Origin of the sequence: Paenibacillus wynnii (genome assembly GCF_000757885.1) — a bacterium.
In the GTDB taxonomy this organism is placed as follows: domain Bacteria; phylum Bacillota; class Bacilli; order Paenibacillales; family Paenibacillaceae; genus Paenibacillus_AQ; species Paenibacillus_AQ wynnii.
This window is the reverse complement of record NZ_JQCR01000003.1, coordinates 1-17,842: the sequence shown is the minus strand read 5'-3', so window position 1 is coordinate 17,842 and position 17,842 is coordinate 1. Positions and strand designations below refer to the sequence as shown.

At 44.3% G+C, this 17,842-nt stretch carries 26 protein-coding genes; 2 read left to right on the top strand and 24 right to left on the bottom strand.

What is annotated here, in order from left to right; all coding sequences use genetic code 11:
* Genes PWYN_RS15400 through PWYN_RS15390 form a run of 3 tightly spaced genes read right to left on the bottom strand, consistent with a single transcriptional unit; the run spans position 1 to position 948 of the window.
* Positions 1 to 231, bottom strand: coding sequence for a hypothetical protein (locus PWYN_RS15400; protein ID WP_036653904.1), 231 nt, complete (start codon positions 229 to 231; stop codon positions 1 to 3).
* A gap of 4 nt (positions 232 to 235) precedes the next feature.
* Positions 236 to 664 carry a hypothetical protein gene (locus PWYN_RS15395; protein ID WP_036653902.1) on the bottom strand — a complete coding sequence of 143 codons (429 nt, stop codon included), beginning with the start codon at positions 662 to 664 and terminating at the stop codon, positions 236 to 238.
* Between the two features lie 2 nt (positions 665 to 666).
* Complete coding sequence (locus PWYN_RS15390; protein ID WP_036653901.1) at positions 667 to 948, bottom strand: hypothetical protein; 282 nt, start codon at positions 946 to 948, stop codon at positions 667 to 669.
* A 137-nt stretch (positions 949 to 1,085) separates the two neighbouring features.
* Between PWYN_RS15390 and PWYN_RS15385 the strand changes: the two genes are divergently transcribed.
* On the top strand, positions 1,086 to 1,325 hold the full coding sequence (locus PWYN_RS15385) for a hypothetical protein (RefSeq protein WP_036653900.1): 240 nt from the start codon (positions 1,086 to 1,088) through the stop codon (positions 1,323 to 1,325).
* 139 nt (positions 1,326 to 1,464) lie between these two features.
* Here the strand turns inward: PWYN_RS15385 and PWYN_RS15380 are convergent, their stop codons facing one another.
* Complete coding sequence (locus PWYN_RS15380; protein WP_036653898.1) at positions 1,465 to 1,794, bottom strand: YolD-like family protein; 330 nt, start codon at positions 1,792 to 1,794, stop codon at positions 1,465 to 1,467.
* Positions 1,795 to 1,805: 11 nt separating this feature from the next.
* Positions 1,806 to 2,105 (bottom strand): hypothetical protein, encoded by a 300-nt coding sequence (locus tag PWYN_RS15375; RefSeq protein WP_157261192.1) that lies wholly within the window; start codon positions 2,103 to 2,105, stop codon positions 1,806 to 1,808.
* A 149-nt stretch (positions 2,106 to 2,254) separates the two neighbouring features.
* Between PWYN_RS15375 and PWYN_RS15370 the strand changes: the two genes are divergently transcribed.
* A complete protein-coding gene (locus PWYN_RS15370; protein WP_036653897.1) occupies positions 2,255 to 2,914 on the top strand; it encodes a serine protease family protein in 660 nt (219 codons plus the stop codon).
* 344 nt (positions 2,915 to 3,258) lie between these two features.
* Here PWYN_RS15370 and PWYN_RS15365 read toward each other — a convergent pair whose 3' ends face one another.
* From PWYN_RS15365 to PWYN_RS29615, 19 genes are all read right to left on the bottom strand, one after another.
* A complete protein-coding gene (locus PWYN_RS15365; RefSeq protein ID WP_036648044.1) occupies positions 3,259 to 3,723 on the bottom strand; it encodes a hypothetical protein in 465 nt (154 codons plus the stop codon).
* 10 nt (positions 3,724 to 3,733) lie between these two features.
* The gene (locus tag PWYN_RS15360) at positions 3,734 to 4,387 is read right to left on the bottom strand and encodes a hypothetical protein (protein WP_036648046.1); all 654 of its coding nucleotides are present in this window, start codon (positions 4,385 to 4,387) and stop codon (positions 3,734 to 3,736) included.
* Complete coding sequence (locus PWYN_RS15355; protein WP_036648048.1) at positions 4,353 to 5,540, bottom strand: hypothetical protein; 1,188 nt, start codon at positions 5,538 to 5,540, stop codon at positions 4,353 to 4,355. The genes PWYN_RS15360 and PWYN_RS15355 overlap by 35 nt, the downstream gene beginning before the upstream one ends.
* A gap of 241 nt (positions 5,541 to 5,781) precedes the next feature.
* On the bottom strand, positions 5,782 to 6,060 hold the full coding sequence (locus PWYN_RS15350) for a holin (protein WP_036648050.1): 279 nt from the start codon (positions 6,058 to 6,060) through the stop codon (positions 5,782 to 5,784).
* A gap of 12 nt (positions 6,061 to 6,072) precedes the next feature.
* A complete protein-coding gene (locus PWYN_RS15345; protein ID WP_036648052.1) occupies positions 6,073 to 6,990 on the bottom strand; it encodes a peptidoglycan recognition protein family protein in 918 nt (305 codons plus the stop codon).
* Between the two features lie 3 nt (positions 6,991 to 6,993).
* Positions 6,994 to 7,392, bottom strand: a complete 399-nt coding sequence (locus tag PWYN_RS15340) for a hypothetical protein (protein WP_036648054.1) — start codon at positions 7,390 to 7,392, stop codon at positions 6,994 to 6,996.
* A gap of 123 nt (positions 7,393 to 7,515) precedes the next feature.
* Positions 7,516 to 7,749: a hypothetical protein gene (locus PWYN_RS15335; protein ID WP_036648056.1), complete on the bottom strand. Its 234-nt coding sequence runs from the start codon at positions 7,747 to 7,749 to the stop codon at positions 7,516 to 7,518.
* Positions 7,746 to 8,966, bottom strand: coding sequence for a collagen-like domain-containing protein (locus tag PWYN_RS15330; protein ID WP_036653896.1), 1,221 nt, complete (start codon positions 8,964 to 8,966; stop codon positions 7,746 to 7,748). The genes PWYN_RS15335 and PWYN_RS15330 overlap by 4 nt, the downstream gene beginning before the upstream one ends.
* Positions 8,963 to 9,250: a hypothetical protein gene (locus PWYN_RS15325; RefSeq protein WP_036648058.1), complete on the bottom strand. Its 288-nt coding sequence runs from the start codon at positions 9,248 to 9,250 to the stop codon at positions 8,963 to 8,965. Before PWYN_RS15325 ends, PWYN_RS15330 begins: the two co-directional genes overlap by 4 nt.
* Positions 9,251 to 9,335: 85 nt before the next feature.
* Complete coding sequence (locus PWYN_RS15320; RefSeq protein WP_157261068.1) at positions 9,336 to 9,494, bottom strand: CD1375 family protein; 159 nt, start codon at positions 9,492 to 9,494, stop codon at positions 9,336 to 9,338.
* Between the two features lie 23 nt (positions 9,495 to 9,517).
* Complete coding sequence (locus PWYN_RS15315; protein WP_036648064.1) at positions 9,518 to 9,919, bottom strand: hypothetical protein; 402 nt, start codon at positions 9,917 to 9,919, stop codon at positions 9,518 to 9,520.
* A gap of 368 nt (positions 9,920 to 10,287) precedes the next feature.
* The gene (locus tag PWYN_RS15310) at positions 10,288 to 10,785 is read right to left on the bottom strand and encodes a hypothetical protein (RefSeq protein WP_052088021.1); all 498 of its coding nucleotides are present in this window, start codon (positions 10,783 to 10,785) and stop codon (positions 10,288 to 10,290) included.
* Positions 10,786 to 10,873: 88 nt separating this feature from the next.
* Complete coding sequence (locus PWYN_RS28180) at positions 10,874 to 13,351, bottom strand: Gp37-like protein (protein ID WP_052087697.1); 2,478 nt, start codon at positions 13,349 to 13,351, stop codon at positions 10,874 to 10,876.
* Between the two features lie 3 nt (positions 13,352 to 13,354).
* Positions 13,355 to 14,017 carry a hypothetical protein gene (locus PWYN_RS15290; protein WP_052087698.1) on the bottom strand — a complete coding sequence of 221 codons (663 nt, stop codon included), beginning with the start codon at positions 14,015 to 14,017 and terminating at the stop codon, positions 13,355 to 13,357.
* Between the two features lie 12 nt (positions 14,018 to 14,029).
* Positions 14,030 to 14,887: a phage tail family protein gene (locus PWYN_RS15285; RefSeq protein ID WP_036648066.1), complete on the bottom strand. Its 858-nt coding sequence runs from the start codon at positions 14,885 to 14,887 to the stop codon at positions 14,030 to 14,032.
* Between the two features lie 12 nt (positions 14,888 to 14,899).
* On the bottom strand, positions 14,900 to 16,030 hold the full coding sequence (locus tag PWYN_RS15280) for a hypothetical protein (protein ID WP_036653893.1): 1,131 nt from the start codon (positions 16,028 to 16,030) through the stop codon (positions 14,900 to 14,902).
* Between the two features lie 200 nt (positions 16,031 to 16,230).
* Positions 16,231 to 16,851: a hypothetical protein gene (locus PWYN_RS15275; RefSeq protein ID WP_036653891.1), complete on the bottom strand. Its 621-nt coding sequence runs from the start codon at positions 16,849 to 16,851 to the stop codon at positions 16,231 to 16,233.
* 79 nt (positions 16,852 to 16,930) lie between these two features.
* Entirely contained in the window at positions 16,931 to 17,374 is a 444-nt protein-coding gene (locus tag PWYN_RS15270; protein WP_036653890.1) for a hypothetical protein, read from the bottom strand.
* Between the two features lie 152 nt (positions 17,375 to 17,526).
* A partial coding sequence (locus PWYN_RS29615; RefSeq protein ID WP_036653889.1) for a hypothetical protein occupies positions 17,527 to 17,842 on the bottom strand: 316 nt, incomplete at its 5' end.

The window sequence follows — 17,842 nt, the reverse complement described above, 5'->3', positions numbered from 1 at the left end:
TCACCCCAGTAAATATTTAATGAGCGTATACCCGACAACCAGAAGACTGGTCCAGCGCTTCCCCTTTGTCCAGCCAGCTACGTACAGCACGATAGACAGTCCTCCACCAATCAACGCGATTGAGTACGACATATCGACAACGACATCTTTCAGCCCTACGAACGCCCCAATTAGGATTTCCTTAGTAGCTTCCCGGGATTGTTCTTTTATACTCTCGATAATTGGATTCATATGATCACGCCCCCAAGTCTGCAAACATAATGTCTACTTGCTTCAACCCCCACGGCAGCGCCCAGAGCACAATGTAAACAAGGAGATAACCGAGGAAGTTCTTTTTCGATGCTTGCAGATCACCCTGTACAGCGTTCTGGATAGTATCAATTCCGCCCTTAATGATAATGACCCACTTTCCAACATTGAGTAGCTTCTTATATAACTTATCTGCAACAATATCAATCCCGGTCGCGGTCGCAGCGTGGGATGTTCCAGGTAGACCAATTAAAAGCAGCAACGTAATGCCTGCTACCTTAATAACCGTCTCCCTACGGCATAGAGCAACCTTAACCTCTTTACTCAATTTATTAATGTCTAATACAGCAGCTGCCGGTTTAATGCGGCGCCCCTGACCAAAAAATGAATTCCATTCTAAAGTCTGTGTAGACATGGTCATCCTCTCCTTTGCGGGGTGTATACAGCCGGTTTACTTGATGTCTGATTTCTTATACCTTCCGCCTTTAACCATGGCAACGCTCGGTCTGAGTCAACCAATGACGGGACAACTAAAGGCCTTTCTACAACCGATGCACATTTAGTGGTCCTAATACCTAACATCAGGCGAAGTCCGTCTCTGGATAAATTACTTACAGTTCTCTTATCTAAGTCTTTCACAGCTTCTTTAATATCTGCGTCTAGTTCTTTGCGAAGCCTGAATGTAATTGGAGCTTCCATGCTGTACACCTCCTGTAAACGTCTGTTTACTTAATGCTTATGGAGATACGTTTGTCCAAAATGTCTGTTTTTTACGCGATTTATGTATGTTTTTTTGTGCTCTTGTCCACAATAGGAATAAAAGGAGTGTGGATAAGATGTTTTTAGGATTATTTGCTGGTTTGGGTAAAGACCGAACGAAACTTGGGGCGTGGATCGATAGAAGAGGTATCAAACAGGAGTGGCTCGTTTTGAAGAGTGGATTAAACAGAAACACCGTCCGGTTGGCTTGTAATGATTGCGACCATATGCCCACTGGTAAGACAATGCAGAAAATAATAAAGGCCCTTCGAGAGGTTGATTCCTCCGTCCGGGCCGAGCAGTTCTGGGATTTGTAGACATTGTGTTTACTTATCCCTAATATATAAGCTCTTAACTTTCGCTTCCGCTTCCTCGCGGCCTGCCGCTTCGGTTCTCAGCGAAAGTTTATTTATACTATATACCTACGTGTGTATTGGGGCATTTATGCGTGTCTCTTTATGTAGCAGCTGATATAACATCATCTAATTTAATCCAATCCCAATCATCCTCTGACCATCGTACTTTTATTTGACGCATCTGCCGATCTACAGACATGACGATGCCTCGGATATCTTTATCGCACTTGGGATGATATAGCGTTAAAGTAATTGGGCTATGATTCTCAATGGATTGAGCTATAGCCTGTTCGATCTCATCTATAGCCTGTGGATCAAGTTCCGGTTTTACCCGTTGTACCTGTTCCCTCTCTTCTCGGATTATCCGCTGCTTATGCTCTGGCATCACCATCCTGCTACAATCCCATATGCTTTCTAATTTTCGAGACATAATACCCCTCCTCAGTAATACTGCCAGTAATCTAGGTTGCCTGTTTGGAACGATCTATGAGTCGCCTGATAGCGTTCTGAGGTAGTATCTTCCCTTTCCCACCCCTCAATAATTACCGCTGTCTCAATAGTCGTGTGTGGGTTCCATGAGATGTAATTTTGATCCGCTAACTCCAACAATCCCTTTCTTATCGCCACCGGAGTTCGTCCGCTTAACCTCTCCATCTCGGGCATAGTTGGTAGCCTTTTAAAGTGGCCCGAGTAATGGTACATAATCCTCAACAGCTTGCGCGGTGTGTCATCTAACATCATTCACCCCTCCAAAATAAGAACATTTGTTTGTATTATAAGCGAATATTTATTATTTATACAGAACTTTTAATCTTATCCCAACCCTTAAATGTATAAAATAATCTTACATGGTAATATGGGTTGTGAAGGTAAATAAGGGAGGTATTTCTATGATTGAAGATTCTGTATTATGTAGAGTTTATAATTTTCGCACACCTACAGGTGATGGAGGGACGATGTTCGCAGTCAACATGAATGATACAGATTACCTAATTACTGCAAAGCACATTTTTGAATCTTTGAATAATCCCAAAAAGTTAAATATCTCCGTACGTCAAAATAACAACTTCAAAAAAATGGACGTTGAAATTAGGTATCATAACCACGCCGATATAGCAGTGATGCAGAGAGTAAATGGAATATTCAAGAATTCACCGATTAATTTGAGCCTAGACGGAATGACGATGGGACAAGATACTTTCTTCTTAGGGTTCCCCTTTAATTTGTACACACCTGAAACAGAAACCGAAAATCAAAATTTCCCTGTCCCGTTTGTGAAAAAAGCTGTATTTTCATCCATTAATCGCATAGATAATGTTCGTGTCATATATTTAGATGGACATAATAATTCAGGGTTTTCTGGTGGTCCTGTAGCTTTTAAAAAACCCAATGGGAAAGAATATCAAATTTGTGGAGTAATTTCAGGTTACCTCTCACAAAACGGAGAAGTTAAATATGGAGACAAGATAGTTGGAAACTATGCTGAAAATACAGGGATTATTATTACACACAGCATAGAACACGCTATTGAACTCATGGATAAGTTTTAGTAGAGAAATATTGTTCGCCGCGATCCACCACTTCGTGTAATGTTAAGAATAAGTGACCTTTGGGGGGGGCTGGTATTTACGGAACTCATTATATAAACAAAAAAATACCCCGCCGACCAGTTAAGGTTAGTGGGGTATTTGCCGAGGCTTTCGACTGCACTCTCGGTGCTTCCGTTTCGTGTAAGAGAATAATATCATGATTGGGACATTCTGTAAATGACCCATTGGCCTATATTCACTCAATTGGGACACTATGTATATGAACTCAATAACAATTGTTAAGGATAATTTGCCCTAACATAAATATACCTCGCTGAGCGGCGAGGTATCAGGATTTCAAATACTTATTTCGGTGCTTCCGGCGGTTTCTCTGGTTTATCTCTTTCAACGTTATATTCTTCATTTATTTGATCGTATTGCGCCTTGAATTTCTTATACTCATCTAAAGATGGTTCACTATTTCCGTGTAAATATAAGAGTATGTCTTTAAGGAGAACTATTAATTTACTGACATTTCTTTTTTCTTGCGAAGATCGCTCATGATAATTCACAAATGCATCCCAGGTATTCAAACCGGTCAGTATTGCACTAAGTAGTATTGCTGAATACTTTCCAAAATCACCCAAGAAACTCCATCCAAGAACTACCGCAATAAGTGAAGTAAGTACAATAATTATAATTTTGAGTTTTGTTGATTTGTTATTAAGCTCTTCGCCTGATTTGGAACCTTCTTCAATTTCAATTGTAATAAACTCTGCTAGAGCACTTAATTTTTCCGCAACTTCCTTATTTTGATTGTTCTCGCTCAATTAACACCTACTATCTACGTAAATAACGTGTACAATTTTGAATAATTTTAGCTGTTCTTTCTGAATGAGAAGGAGTAGTTTGATTAGCTTTAACGAATGCTTTTAAATGAGTACTGGTGGTATCCCCTTCATCGTCAAGCAAATTCAGTGATGAAGGGGATTTTGACTTTAGCGCGTTTGGCAATCCCTTTATTGCCTGAAGAGTAGAGTTAGGATCTTGAATCGTCCTAACTTTGGATTCATTTGAATAAGAAAATAAAGAATAATCAATAAGAAAGTAAATTTTAATAAAAGGGATAATATCAGGTAGAAGATATTCTTTTCCACATTCTTCACATATTAATGCTTCATCACTTTCCTCATCAATATCCTCCAACAAGGTAGGATCAATGAAAATCCTAGTAGAGATGCAAGATGGATATGAACATTCAAAAAAATAAACTATATTTAATATATCTCCTGACTGTTCAAAACATGAAAAGACCCTAAGTGACTCCTCTAAAGTTACTTTATTATTATGCGAAAATTCATAAGGACTTAGGTAAGCAGTTCGATTCTTCACTCTTTCAGAAATGAAATCAGAAAAAATTCTTACCATACCTATATCAAATATTTTATTATATTCAGAATCATTGTAAATTTGCATTAATTTGCTGTAAAACATAGCGCTCTTTATCCCCCCTCCTAAAGGTCGTATTTCTATAATAATTAAGAATTATGGAATCATTTCTAGATTCCATTCTAACTAGAATAGAGTCGGGCTCCCCATTCTTGAGCCAAGGAAGGTACCAACTAAATCCCGCCTCGTAAAGTTCTCTCTCTTTAAAGATCAACTCTTTAAGATGCCAATAAATTTTGGAGCCATATATAGGGCCAGAGTCATCGGTTCTAGAGGATGCCCTAGTTGTTAAGCCTTCTCTAAACACAAATCGAAAAATCCAACCTTTTTCAAAAACCGATCCTCTTATTTTTGTGCTTATTTCTTGATACAGCACAGCTTTAATTTGTTGTATGTAATCACCTGTTATTGTTCTAAGTCTCATTGTTGTTAGAAACTCTTTAATTTTATCTTCGGTTTCCGGTGGTGTGTGAGCATTTAGAATTTGTTCGGCTTCAAGACTCAACTCTTCAAAAAGATTGAAAATACACTTTCTAGCAGCAGTTTCGTTTAATGAGTTAATATTAATGCGAAGAGGTTCAAAAAGTAATCCTGAAACAGAGGTTGCACAAAGTAAATTTTTCAATTCAGAAATTATGGCAAGTGGCTCTTTTGAAATTCTCTCAAGTTGGGATAAGTTAAACCTAAATGATACTAAATTATGTAACAAATCAATATATATTCCTGCATAGACATCCTGCTCTTCAAATTTCCTCGTTCGGATAGTGTCAATCTTTAATAACATTTTAATCCCAATTAAATGATTGTCCTCAGTATCTAATCTCAATGTTAATAAAGAACTGCCCGATTCTTCCGTTAATAACTTATCCCAATTTAATGAGCTGTTCTCGTTAAAAAATTGAGTAATTACATCAGTTGGAGTATTAAAATCATGGACGAACTCGCTCAGCCGATATACAAAATGATAGTTCATGTTGGAGTAATACAAATTTTCAAAGAGGAACTCGTCTACTACTCTGGGTGTTAAATTTCCGGTTACAAGTTCCTCGGTCATAATTTTATGAATCATTCTATAACGTGCTGCCGATGTTTTCCCCTCTTCACCAGCACGTTTATTATAATTGGGAATATCGTGTGACTTGAATAAATTATAGTATTGATACTGATAAAGGTTTTGCAACATTGGTATTGTTATCAATTATTTAACCCCCGGCTTCTACAAATATTACCATAATAATCTCTTATTATAGGAGATTTGACAACCGGAACGTCTATTCCTAACTTATAGTCTGAAAATAATTTCATTCGTCAATAAGTTTATTATCTTCGCCTTCAATACAAATAATTGATTTATACACAGTATATACGAACATACGTTCCTTTTCAATATATTACCCACCAACCGAAGCTGGTGGGCGAATTCGAAAGCGTTTGGAGATCTACTCTTTAGTCTTACCATCACGCTTATTAAAAGCCAGTTCAAAGAGCCCTGTCGCTGACAGCCCTGCAAGTCCACCAGCCCATAATCGCAACGTCAAGTCCAAATCTGTGAATGCATAGGATATTGCCCCCACAAACAAGCCCACCACAAGCCCCACCAAGGGTAGTAGATTCTTGGGAATATTAACAGTCGTCTTTACCACTTGAACTAGCGCCAGTACGAACACAGCGAGCACAGAGGCGAATGAGAGCACATTGTTTAAAACTTCGTTATTCATTAATAATTCCTCCTATTCGATCGGCATCCCTGCAGCTCGCCGCAGGTGATTTGCCCTATTGTTAAAGTAAGCCATTGCTGTTTTATCGCCTTTTATCCTAGCTCCTTGCCATCCGGATGAGAGCCACCGGAATATCAGCTCTTGAGCATTAGACTTGGGCAGTTGCTTAAATGGAGCCTTTGCGCCTGGCTGTAATGGCATACAGGCAGCCATCCGAAGGTTATCGGCTAAGTTATGGAAGTGTGTCGCTCCTACCGCATCGCCAGCCTTATGTGCCTCAAACCATGCCGGGGATACGTAATTATCGATCAGCAGCTGAGCCACAACGGCAGGCAGTTGTATAGCCGCAGGCGCGACGATAACTATAGGCTGCTCTTGCATCTCTGCAGCCACATCATAAAGTAAGTCTTTGAGCGTCTTACCTGCAGTCTTCAGCGCTTGATCGATGTCTCGCTTACGGGATGGATCCAACTGCTTATGACTTGGGATATGCAACAGTGGATTTAGTCCCCACTTGTCGCAGCAATAAGCCATGTACCAAACAAACCTCTTATACGCCTCCTCAAAGACGATCTTACCTCCATAGCAAAGTTCCACGCCCAGGGCAATGTCATTCGCGTCATCCCCAAAGAGCTTGTTGTCAGTGATTACGTTGTATAACACATGCCATGCTTTTTCGGCAGGATCCGGACCGGTTCCCGTTGGTATGATCTCCAGTATCTTTTTATCATCAATAAAAACCTGAGCAGAGGCTGATCGATCTTTGAGATTTTGAAAGTAAGTAAAATGGTTATCTGCAGACGCTCCTGGATTACCTGTATCGTGAGCAACTAAAAAGCCCGGCGTACCAGAGGTTAACCTGGTGCCGGGCCGAACGCTATGTCGCTTATCAATATAACGCCGTTCGATTGGATATTTGTCCTTGATCATTATTTACCTCCCTAAAAATTGATTAGCTACAATGACACCAATGGTGATGCCGATAATATATTTGATCATGTCCATCCAGGCTTTACGTTCTGACCCACTATCTTTGTTGGCCTGCTGAAGCAACGAGAATATTTTGCTTTCTAGGCTATCGAATTTCCCCATGATGGCGCTGAACTGGATCTCCATCTTGATCGTGGATTCCTTGATCTGCTTGATGTTCTCCTCGTGCCGGTGATCGTTCTCTTCTAGTAGCTTAAGCTTCGTATTAGCCGTGACATTCTCAGCTGCCAAACGCGTAAACTCGTGGGTCAATGTAGACAACCCCTCCTCCACATCCTCCAATCGTTGTAGTGGCACTACATCATCAGTCCCTCCTTGTTGATCTGTTCCCCCATCTGCCATCTGACCCATCTCCCTGTTCTCGATATACGAATAAAAACACGCCCCGGAGAGCGTGCCTGTGTTTAATATGGTACCTTGTCACGGGTTAGATCGTTGCCCAACTTTCTTTCCTCTCTGCGATCGTTACTGATAAACTTGCATCGCCATTTCTGCTAAAACATCCTCCACAAAATCTCCGCGCTCAACTTGCACCTCAATACGTGCATTGGCGAGGCGCAACTGTGTCTCCAGCGCAGCTATACGCTCGGCGTCCATCGGCTCTATAACTGGCTCCGGCTCTGCTCCTTGCGCTGGCTCGTCCGGCAGCTCTACCAATTCGGACTCTCCGGTCTGCGCGTTATAAACTAACTGCATCATGCACTGTACACCTCCACGATAGAACCATTAGCAACATACGCCGCAGTTAATGGTGCGTAAAATCCCACCTGAAGGGCAGTAAATGGTGTTGGGTTCTCAGTATATATTCTGCCTATTTTGTTGTCGGTACCTTGTGCCGCGGTATTGTCGTTGTACTGGGCTACGTAACTGGTCATTACTGTGCGTCGGCTACGTCTAGCGTCGAATGATATGTCCAAAACCACACCCCGGCTACCCATTCTGCCAGTAGAATAATTATTACCGCCTAGCGTGTTCGGGAATAAGTCATTCAAAAAGGGCCAGTCACTCGGGCGAATATCCCAGCCGTAGTTTTTGTCGTCCTGGCTACTAAACAGCAGGCATTTTACCGCGGCTTTTGATTGTGACCCCAGGTTGTCCAGCAAGAAACTTTTGATAATCGCTCTTTGAAAGTGAAAGCCATATGGTTTTGCACCTAGCGCCGTGATATTCACTGCAGCGCCTCCGATTGTCAATGATAACTGAAACGTGTCAGCTGTTGCGTTGACTACGTAGTGAATCGTCTGTGTTATTCCTGTAGGGTACACAGCACCGTCGGTTGACTGACCCTTATTCCAGGCTGGGAATACTATCATACCGTTTGTCAGACCATGGGCAGCTGCCGTAATGGTGCTCGTTCCGGTGTCTATTGCTGTATGTTGGATAACCGGGTTACCGTTGTAGGTGTAGGAAACCAGCAGAGTAGTACCACCACCCGAACCTGACGTACCCGGAATACCTTGTGGTCCGGGTTCACCTTGGATACCTTGTTCTCCGGGATCTCCTTTGTCGCCCTTTACACCTTGGATACCCTGAGCGCCTGTATCCCCTTTGTCTCCCTTTGGACCTGTTAACCCAGTGTCACCTTTAGGACCAGTGGCTCCTATTAATCCTTGAGGTCCTTGTATGCCTTGAGCTCCGATTTCTCCCTTATCGCCTTTAACTCCTGCTGCTCCGGTTGCCCCCTGAGGACCAGTATCACCGTGATCTCCCTTGGGACCCATAGCACCAGTCAGTCCGATTGGACCCTGTACGCCCGGAATACCTTGAGGACCCACGGGGCCTGTCTCTCCAGTATCACCTTTTGGTCCTTGTGGTCCGGTAGGCCCCGGCAATCCACTACCGCCACCGATGCCTGTACTAATAACAATCGTCGCTGGCCCCGGTCCCGGTGTTACATTGATTGGAACGTCGCTCATTGTGTCACATCCCTTGCAACGTTGATGGTCATCGTCACACTGCTAAGAGTTATCTCGCCTACAATACACTGGATATCGGTAAACAGAGTGCCAACTGGCCATTCACTGGTGTCGGATACCGTCAGTAAAAATATATCTGCATCGTCCGTTTCGGATATCGATACCTCAGACACTAGCCTACCCAAGCTATCACGCACTTGTGATCGTAGATCAGAGAGCGAAACTCCTGCCCACTGAGCTGTATATATAAAGGTGTCTCCCCGTTTTATGGTTAGGTCAGCCATCCTTGTGGCCTCCTTGTAAAAAAGATAGCCCCCGGATCGACTCCGAGGGCAAAATAAAAACGCCTCAATGGGCGCTGCTGTGAAACTATTCTTCGGTTAAGTATTCCAGGTCAGAGTCGATTAGAATTTCTTTTACTGCTGGTTTAAGTGTGCTTGGTACATCTTTATACGCCGTCTTACCCAAGATTACACGCTGTGCAAAAAACATCGCCATCATATCATCACCTCCCTCCAATTTTGACATGATCCAAATCACCACTCCGACAATCACTGATATACCATCAATGCCATTTCGGCAATGAGCTCCTCCATAAAATCAGAGCGATCCGACTGAGCTAGCACTTGTGCCTTCAGCAACGTCACTTGAATCGAAAGCGCTGGCTGAGGCGGTGTAAACTCACCAGGCGTTTCAGGGTCAGGGTAACTGAATAACAGTTCTTTCTTATTAGGGTCAATGCCTGTTAAGCGGCCTTCTATGAAGTCTTGGGCGTATGCACCGTAATCCACAGATATGACATCAACCGTATCTCTAACCCGTTCAGATAGACTCACGTATAACTCAAATTCTCTTTCTATTGTGATTTCTTCCACATCGCCGGAACGCTCTCCAGTTATTTGAACAATAGTTCCTGACGTTTTATCAAAGTATACACGTCTTCCAATTTCCATTCTTACGACCCCCTATTCGATTGCTAACCAAACCACAGATATGCCATTAACATAAGAGCCCATATTTATATACACATTTGTGTTCGTAGGTTTACTCGTGTGATAGTCCCACGGTTCAGATGAGTAACCGTCAAATTTAACCCATGTGTTATTAATCCACGCTTTAGCATATGCCCCACTTGAACCGATACTTTGGGCGAGTAAAACAGAGGGTACAAAGGTCAATCCGAGATGGATCAGACCCGACCCCCAAGCTACGGTGCCAGTAGCTGAACGTCTGCCCGCTACAGCTGTACCCGTTAAGGATATACCTGCTGCGGACGAAAATGTTTTCCCCGTTAGTACGTCGGATGCTACTGCAGTACCCGTTACAGCCGAAACTGTGCCGCCTGTAGTATATCCTGCGGGATTGTTTGAGCCACTGTACTAGGGGACTTGTTCTGCGCACCGTTATTCGGCATACTCCCCGCAATAACTCCGGAGTCTGTTCCTAATGTATATCCGGTCAATACTTGAGCAACTGCTGCTGTTCCATACTCACCTCCTTCACCCTGTAAGATAAAATTTCCAGTGGTTGAATTGTACCTGATGGTATAGATACTCCCCGCCTTCAAGCTACCACTCACCAGCGCGCCTCCATTGGACTTCAGCACCGGTTTAACGCCAAGACCGTTTACATTTATCGTTACTGCTCCTGTATTTAAAATAGCATTTTTGAACGCAACAGGTAGCCCATCAACATAAGCTGTTGCGGCAGGGTTAAGAGTGACTACTTTGGCATTTGCTGTACCTGTATCCGGTGCATAACGAACATGTGAGGTATCCACCACATGAGTATCAACAGTCTGTCCATTGCTTGCAGTCACATTCCCCCTTTTGTAAGAGGAAATAAATTATCCCATGCTGTATTTGCGCTGTTGCGTTGTGTCATTTGAAAGTTCTTATCTGCCATTATTAAACCTCCTTATACCAAAAATCGCCCGATAATGGGCTTGTTGGTGCTAGTGTTGCCATGGTTATTTTGGCCAAATTCGTAGGTTTGCTAAGTACATTCGCCCATTCCACGCTATCGGCCACAGCCGCTCCTGGTTCCCCCTGATCCCCTTTAGGACCCTGAGGGCCGGTTAATCCAATGTTCCCCTGTGCACCAGTGTCTCCCTTTGGTCCAATTGCACCGGTGTCACCCTTCACTCCTTGTAATCCTTGGAATCCTTGTGCCCCTTGTGGACCTACTTCCCCGATGTCTCCCTTCACGCCTTGGATGCCCTGCAGACCCTGAATCCCTTGAGCACCTGTCGCACCCTTGATATTGCCTCGAAGCGTCCACACTGCTGCGGCTGTTTTTTCTCGGATATCCCACGTTGATGTATTAATGTGAAAATCTCCACTGACTCCAAGGGTATTCGCGGGAACAGCTGTGCTTGAATACCATGTTTTTCCGTCAGCACCCTGCGCACCAGCCAATCCCTGTATCCCTTGTATCCCTTGTATCCCCTGCGATCCTGTGTCTCCTTTCAAACCTTGCACACCTTGTAGTCCGGTATCCCCTTTTTCACCTTTTAAGCCAATGGTTACATTTACCGTTTCAATGTATTCGACCAGTATATCCGTCCCGGTCATAACACCTACAGGAATTTCAAAGCTCGTAGCTGAAGTCTCTACCAAGGCAGCGTTCACTTGCTTCTGACCGTGCAAATACCAGAAAAGCGTATTTGTTCCTGGATTATAGCTACCCTTTGTTAAATTAAATAGGGTTTGCCCAGCTTGGACCGTAAAGATTTCCTGTTTAATCGTGATGCATTCCGGATTACTATTGCCGTGCAAAGTTCCGTCCGAAGCTATGGTTAAATTATTACCTACCTTCACGGCGCCTAAGGTTGTTATCGTAGCAATATTGGTAGGTCCCGCCGGTCCCTGGGAACCCGTATCGCCTTTGTCCCCTTTTACACCCTGAATGCCCTGATCTCCTTTAGCCCCCGCCGATCCGGTCAGTCCTGTATCTCCTTTGGGTCCCTGAACACCGGTTGCTCCAGTATCACCTTTTACGCCTTGAATGCCCTGCGGCCCGGTATCACCTTTTGGACCCTGGACACCTGGAGCGCCCGTATCTCCTTTAACACCAACAAGGCCCTGCGCACCCTGGATACCAGGATCTCCTTTAAGCCCCTGCGGCCCAACAGCACCCGTATCCCCCTTTGGCCCTTGTAGACCTTGAGGACCTGTTGCTCCGGGATCTCCCTTAGGGCCTTGTAAACCGATTGGACCTGTGTCGCCCTTGGGACCCTGCGGTCCTGCTGGGCCCTGTTCTCCTGTGCCCCCAGATTGTGACATGATCTGCGGGCGTTTTATTTCGCTCTGCAACTGACGGACTACAGTAGTGATGGTCGGGATCTCGTCACCAAACTGCACCTCTACTTTATAATCCTCTTCGTAGATTTCCCGCACTTCAGTGATGCGGGTATCCATTGAAACACCCCAATGGGCATCCCGTAGAGTAACGATGTCACCTAGGAACCAGTCCTGCTCAAAAATGAAACTACCCGTCTCCACCACAGCACCCTCAAAGGTTTGCACACGCTTATACTCCGCGAGCTTCTGTTGACCTATGGTGGTCAGCTCATCGACATCCTCTGCGCTTGAAGCATCGATGTATACCTCTCGGCGTTCAATTCCCGTGCCGGCACCAACGGCAAGCACAAGCTGATCCGCTTCCTCGCCTTTTCCCGCAGCATAACCTACATTCCTGAATTGACTATCCGAATCCACAAACTTTTGACTGGTGACATTTTCAAACTCCGTCGAGAAAATAACGGGCGGGTAAATGTCTTGCTTATCGGTGATATTCCGGCCCGTCAGTATGTCGAAAGTGACTCGTTTCGTCAGTACATTCAAACTTGTGAACCAACCCATATCGCAGAAACTCGCAATCTGACCGGTTACCCCTAGTAGTGGCTCATACCTTGTCTGCCAAGGCGTTTCTATTCCTCGGCCTTGATCTGTGGCAATATCAAAAAACGGAATCTTCCGCGCGGCGTAGATGCCGGTTGCGTAAGTTCCGTTGACAAGGTGATTATTCACATAATGCTTCATGACCGTTTCTGCCGGCCCCCGAATGCGATCATAGGTATCGGACACCGTGACACGTCGGTCCAGGATACCCCCTAGTGTCCTACCTTTTACGACAACAGTCTCGATTCCCTGCTCTGTAAGGTACAACTCCCGGCCCTCAATCATTCCGGATCGTTGGCCGTCATTATCAATCATTATGAAACAATCTTTTTGAAGAGCATCAGCATATTGTTTATTTACGGCGATGTGCAGTTCAAATTCTCCTTCACGGTAAAAACGCCGTGTAAACTGCAGGCTTTCATGGTTGTCAATTTCACCAATCCAATTGAATTCGATGTCGTAAATGCGTACGATTCCAGCCACAGCTTACACCCCCGTATGCATCCAAACATCACCCGCTATAGGGTTTGCTGGTGCTGTATCCCCTACAGCAAGCCGATTCCCGACCGTATTCTGTATGGTTGCAAACCAGCTATCCCAGGCAGACTGTATGCTGGCTAAAGAGCTGTTCCAGACATTCCACATTTCTGCTGCTGGAATGCTAATTAAGCTCGATACCAGGCCAGCGGATGTAAGGCGCTCATCGGTGATATCCGCCACAGATAGTGTAGTTGCCCCTTTTCTAACATGAATTTGAGCTAGCCCTAATTCTTTGACCGTGGCTGTAATTGTTAATGCGGGCACCACAGGGTTACTTGCTGCGATTCCTTTCTTAATGACAACCTTAATCTCTCGGGCAACCTCGTCAAATCGCAACGCGACCCGATCAATACGGTCAAGCATGGTGTCTGCTGGCGCAAGGGTTTTGATCAGCAACGAATCATTATGATACATGTACCCCCGAATCAACGCGTAGCCACTCTCAATGCTGCAGTTTAAACCTGCGTCTGTTACTACACGTAAGCCCGCATTGCCATTTTCAGTATACAAGCCGTCCGACAAAAACAATCCAAAGTACTCAGCATAGTCGGCTGCTGTATATTCCCGAATATCCGATTCCGTGGAATTAAAGAACCTGAACTTCTCCATATGTCACCCTTTCTACGCCCCGAAATATCGGTTGCGATAATTAATAGATATCGCAAACGGTTCAATTCCTTCTGGGTCGTCGCTTGTGTATTTCACAATATTATCCCCAGGCTGCAAACTCCAAAGGGAACTGTTTGGATCTATCCAGTGGAGCACATTAACTTTGGATCCGTTTGGCGCTTGGATCTCTACACGCTTATTACCGAAATGCGTGGTAATCGTGAGTTTGTCCCCACTAAGTAATACTCGGTTTACTTTGATATACCTATCAATACTATGATTAGTGATACAAGGGTTTGTGGCGGGTCCATAGATTTCAATCCTTACCGGAGTATCAACATCACCCTCATTTATCACATTTACACTCTTTGCCCCGCGGGTAGCGAATTGGTTCGGAAACCGAACCGGAAAACTCAGCCCACCAATCCATGTCGCAATAAGATCCGAAGAATCAAATTCATCCAGTAAATACGGATCCGGACAAAGGAACGAGGCGGTGAACAACTGGTTATTTGCATATCGTTCCCCCCATATAGGGCCCGATTCAGCAATACCACCAATCGTATAGGCCCTGTCATCATTTTGATAAACCAGTTGTCCCATTATTTTTGGGTTAAGAATTTGAGACAGTTGGCGACGAAGGGCATAAAGCTCATCCCTACTATTTGCCAATATCGCTCCCTGGATAGAGAGCAAACGGTCTTTAATCGCTACCCGGTACACCGTAGATCCATCCTGGAAAGGACCAGTCGTCTTCCGGACATCCGTATCCACACTTCCTATTCCATCAATATGTGAAAGAATAAAAGGTCGGAGATTCTCAAAGACAACCTTACCCCCTCGGTCATTCGTATAGCTTAATTTCTGCATTGTTCCTCCTCCCTACACAAGTGATTGTGCTGCTAAACGTGCCGCTCTAGAAATATCAGATGGGGAAGTCACCGGCGTATTAAATGTTTGGCTGACCGATACTACTGTGCCCTGTACCACTGGTGGAACAGAGTTGACCGCACCTTTAGCCTTTTGCTCAGCTGCAGCCTTTTTGGCGTCAGCAGCCTGATTAAGAACGGCCATTGCTGAATTCCTAGCGGCGTCGATCTGAGAGTTAATACCGGCAATCAAGCTGCTGATCTGATCCACTTTAACCTTGAAACCTTGGTACATCTTCTCTCCCAATGTCTGACCCGTGATATGGTAAGAGTCACCAAAATCCGTCAGTAACTTCAGAATATCCTTCTGCTGGTCTTCAATAATCATTTTCTCAGCTTCAGCCTGCAGGTTTTTGGCTTCCAATAGTTTTGCATAATGAGCCTGCGTATCTATGAGTTGTTTTTCCAGAGAAGCCTTCTGAGCCTCATAGACATTATTAATCCGGACTTGGTCCGCTTCGTAATCAGCTTCCATGAGTTCCTTCTTGTCGAGCAGTTGCTGCTTAATGGCATCGGTCTTTGCCTTTAGCTGATCTTGCAGTGTTTTCTTCTCTTCGTTAAGAACATCTTTCTTATCAGACAACTGTTCTTCCTGACGCCGCTTCTCTTGCTCAGCCAGGACCCTATTTAATTCCTTTTGAAGTTGTGCCCGATTGTAATCGTCATGCTCGTAATCAATTTTTGAAGTAAGTTGTCCAATTTTCTTGGCATCCTCAGCATCAACATCGGCTCGATTCTTCTGCTTTTGAGCATCTTCAAGGGCATCCAATTCCGCCTGAATCGCATCGATTTGAGCATTGAGCACTCTGTCCAGTGCGGCAATTTCAGCTTCTGAAGCATCCTCAGCAGCTTTTACTCGGGCTTTGTAAGCAGACTGGACAACTTCAAGTTGTGCCTTCTTCCACTCCTCATTTGCCGCCTGCGCTGCTTTAATGCTGTCTTCTTGTAATCGTTTCTCTTCGGTGTACTTTGCTTTGAGAGCATCCTGAACGCCTTTAGCGAGGTCATTGATACCATCGATTTGAGCTTTTTTCGTGTCCTCAGCGTAATCCTTTTGCAGTTGCAGTCGTTCATTTGTGGCCAATCGGATTTCCTCAGTAATTTGTCGCTCAATTCCCCTTTTCTCAGCCGCGGTATACCTATCATCAGCAAGTACTTTTGCTAGATAGGATTTATTTAAATAGATTTGATCATTATATAGTTTGTCCTTCAGCTTATAGGCTTCAGTATCGGATAAATTCTCACGAGCGACTCGATCCTCATAAGCTGCCTTTAACTGATCGCTTACATATTTAACAGCATCTGTACGGGCCTGTTTCTCGCAGCAATCTTTCTCTGAGTGACTTCAAAAATCATATCATCAATTTGTTTACGTTCTTCTGCAGAGTCGGCATATAATTTCCGAATCCGTTGTAACCGTTCAATCTCCTGCGCCTCATTTAATTTACCAAGTGTCACAGACCTGTTGTAATCATCTAGCGCTTTCTCTAAGGACGCGTCACCCATTGTCTTCTTGACTGCATAAATCCGTTCTTCGATATCCATCCGCTCGTCGCCAGTCTTCACATACTTCGATTGGATGTTTTGGAGCATCTTCAGTTCCTCCGCCACGGCGAGCTGATCAAGGGCTTTCAAGTGTTCCAACTTCTTGTAGGCTTCATCTAGTGCCGTGTTTTCGTAGGCTTTAGGGGTACTTGTCTTTGTCTTAGGGATGTCAGGGTACTTAGGTGCAATGACTGGGGTAACTCCATATCCCTCGACTTTAGTTGGATCGGGAGCTTCGACGAGAGCTTGTAAAGCAGCCGCTTCTCCGCGTAACCTCGCAAGTTCATCGTTCATTCTTTTCAATGCTGCTTCAGCCAACCCCGAACTTCCGGTTATGTGTGTAATGGCGGTTGCTATCATAATAGCGGCCTCTTGCTTAGCTATGGCTGTTTTTGTTTCTTGCTAGCCGATATTGCTTTTACTTTAATGCTTGCCCATTCTAGTGCAACCTCGCGCTCCTTAACAATGAGAAGGCCTTGAATAGCATCGCGTTTATTCCTACCGCTGAAGAAAACTGAGGAAACTGCTTGGCTAATTCTTGTTGAGCTGATGTCCAGTCTGCCGTACCTTCTTTCGCTGCCTTATATTGCTTCAGTAAGTTTTTAGACTGAAGGATTTCAGCTGCTTTTACGGCTACTGTACTTGCACTATCGCTAACTTGGGAAGCAGAAAGAATTTTTGACTTTTTAACCGCATCGTCTATCGCTTTGTTTAAATCCATCTGTACATCTCTTAGTTTTTGCGTGGTTACCGCAGCAATCTTCCCGTTCTTGTCAATAAAATCCAGAGATATTCCGAACTTATTGGCTGTCTCTTCAAGATCTTTCATGGAGATATGCAAATCGCGAGCAGCAGAATCCAATGCGCCGATGTTATTACCCATAGCAGCTGAATCGCTTTCGGCAGCTACGCTAGTTAAAGCTTCGTAATACCGGATCAGTTCATCGATGGCGGCAACCTTTTCTTGATAGACATCTATTTCATTCTCTTGAATACCCTTTTCCTAAACCCGTTGTAGATCATCTTGAGCCTTTTCTATTCTTCAGTTGCAACCCTATTGTTGTGGATAGCTACTGTAACAGCGGCGAATGCAGCAGCAACTCCTGCAAGGATGAGGATCACAGGGTTTGTAACTAGACCTATCATGGCAAGCTTTGCTGCTTCCGTAGCAGCTCCGAAAACAGCAATCAATCCCGTAAAGGTTGCGCCTAATGTTGTAATTGCCGCCACGGCCTCAGGATTATCTTTAACAAAAATGCCGATGGTATCAATAACTGGCTTAATCACACCTACCAAAACTGATAAAACAGGTATTAGTGAAGCTCCAAAATTCTGCGCAAGAACCAACGTG

Excerpts from the sequence above, each read along its gene's own strand:
- PWYN_RS15400 (WP_036653904.1), bottom strand. The coding sequence starts at position 231 with ATGAATCCAATTATCGAGAGTATAAAAGAACAATCCCGGGAAGCTACT.
- PWYN_RS15395 (WP_036653902.1), bottom strand. The coding sequence starts at position 664 with ATGTCTACACAGACTTTAGAATGGAATTCATTTTTTGGTCAGGGGCGC.
- PWYN_RS15390 (WP_036653901.1), bottom strand. The coding sequence starts at position 948 with ATGGAAGCTCCAATTACATTCAGGCTTCGCAAAGAACTAGACGCAGAT.
- PWYN_RS15385 (WP_036653900.1), top strand. The coding sequence starts at position 1,086 with ATGTTTTTAGGATTATTTGCTGGTTTGGGTAAAGACCGAACGAAACTT.
- PWYN_RS15380 (WP_036653898.1), bottom strand. The coding sequence starts at position 1,794 with ATGTCTCGAAAATTAGAAAGCATATGGGATTGTAGCAGGATGGTGATG.
- PWYN_RS15375 (WP_157261192.1), bottom strand. The coding sequence starts at position 2,105 with ATGATGTTAGATGACACACCGCGCAAGCTGTTGAGGATTATGTACCAT.
- PWYN_RS15370 (WP_036653897.1), top strand. The coding sequence starts at position 2,255 with ATGATTGAAGATTCTGTATTATGTAGAGTTTATAATTTTCGCACACCT.
- PWYN_RS15360 (WP_036648046.1), bottom strand. The coding sequence starts at position 4,387 with ATGTTTTACAGCAAATTAATGCAAATTTACAATGATTCTGAATATAAT.
- PWYN_RS15350 (WP_036648050.1), bottom strand. The coding sequence starts at position 6,060 with ATGAATAACGAAGTTTTAAACAATGTGCTCTCATTCGCCTCTGTGCTC.
- PWYN_RS15345 (WP_036648052.1), bottom strand. The coding sequence starts at position 6,990 with ATGATCAAGGACAAATATCCAATCGAACGGCGTTATATTGATAAGCGA.
- PWYN_RS15340 (WP_036648054.1), bottom strand. The coding sequence starts at position 7,392 with ATGGCAGATGGGGGAACAGATCAACAAGGAGGGACTGATGATGTAGTG.
- PWYN_RS15335 (WP_036648056.1), bottom strand. The coding sequence starts at position 7,749 with ATGATGCAGTTAGTTTATAACGCGCAGACCGGAGAGTCCGAATTGGTA.
- PWYN_RS15330 (WP_036653896.1), bottom strand. The coding sequence starts at position 8,966 with ATGAGCGACGTTCCAATCAATGTAACACCGGGACCGGGGCCAGCGACG.
- PWYN_RS15325 (WP_036648058.1), bottom strand. The coding sequence starts at position 9,250 with ATGGCTGACCTAACCATAAAACGGGGAGACACCTTTATATATACAGCT.
- PWYN_RS15320 (WP_157261068.1), bottom strand. The coding sequence starts at position 9,494 with ATGTCAAAATTGGAGGGAGGTGATGATATGATGGCGATGTTTTTTGCA.
- PWYN_RS15315 (WP_036648064.1), bottom strand. The coding sequence starts at position 9,919 with ATGGAAATTGGAAGACGTGTATACTTTGATAAAACGTCAGGAACTATT.
- PWYN_RS15290 (WP_052087698.1), bottom strand. The coding sequence starts at position 14,017 with ATGGAGAAGTTCAGGTTCTTTAATTCCACGGAATCGGATATTCGGGAA.
- PWYN_RS15285 (WP_036648066.1), bottom strand. The coding sequence starts at position 14,887 with ATGCAGAAATTAAGCTATACGAATGACCGAGGGGGTAAGGTTGTCTTT.
- PWYN_RS15275 (WP_036653891.1), bottom strand. The coding sequence starts at position 16,851 with ATGATAGCAACCGCCATTACACACATAACCGGAAGTTCGGGGTTGGCT.
- PWYN_RS15270 (WP_036653890.1), bottom strand. The coding sequence starts at position 17,374 with ATGGGTAATAACATCGGCGCATTGGATTCTGCTGCTCGCGATTTGCAT.